Below are 870 nucleotides of genomic sequence, written 5' to 3' on the forward strand. Positions count from 1 at the left end.
GCTATGAAGAAATTTCTGGTTTTCTTGGTACCAATAATATTTTTACTAAGCTATTGCCAAAAAAATATTGGAGGTATAACTGCCTCAGAAATTGATAAAGAACTGAGTAGCGCTTTAAAGGTTGGTGACTCACTAGAAAAAATAGAAATTTCTTTAAATAAGCTACACATTGGCTATCACTACGATAGTGACTTAGGGCTATTTGATGCGTCTCTTAAAGATAAAAATTATAACTGTGTACGCTACTTTCTATATGATTGTGCAGTGTTAATAAAAGTCTACACTGACAACACTCAAAGATATAAGGCTCATAAAGTTGAAGTCATTTACTCTGGTATATAGACCGCAACCTAACAAACAAATTATGTCACTCGCTGCCGCTCGCTGGGACGCAAACACGTGCGCGGCTTCGCCATTATTGCACACGTGTTTGCGCCCCATATTTGGAAGTTAGAAGGCGTCAGCCTAAACTGCGTTTCGCTTAATACAAATAACAGTTCAACCGCCCTCACCTGCTGCTTCAAAAATCGCTCTGGCTTTTGGTGGTTTTAACTTCGCCACATTAACTTCAAAGGTTGCGCAATAGGCGCTTTATCGCCAAGTTCTTAATTCAATTTAGCAAGCGCCATTGCACTTGGTAGCTCAAATGGCAGCTTGCTTCAGTCAAATCAAAAACATCACAGCGCTGTCGTTTTACTTGTTTGTGTTAATAATCAATCGTATGCTGACTTTATTAGTTTTTAAAAAGGCCAAGGGAACAGGCTCTGCTTCTAACAAAGCGCTCAAGTTCACTCCCTTCGGTCGCTGGGACGCCTATACGCGGGGCGGCTTCGCCATTATGCCCCACGTATCTGCGCCCCTTAGCTTAAA

The 870-nt window shown here is 41.3% G+C and carries 2 protein-coding genes; both read left to right on the forward strand.

Annotated features, from left to right (window positions below):
• Positions 1–342: hypothetical protein (locus AC27EZ_RS18100; protein WP_487136659.1), on the forward strand; the 342-nt coding region annotated here is incomplete at its 5' end.
• A gap of 304 nt (positions 343–646) precedes the next feature.
• Positions 647–870 (forward strand): hypothetical protein (locus AC27EZ_RS18105; RefSeq protein ID WP_487136660.1); only part of this gene is annotated, 224 nt, incomplete at its 3' end.

This window comes from Alteromonas sp. 4NH20-0056 (assembly GCF_057539655.1).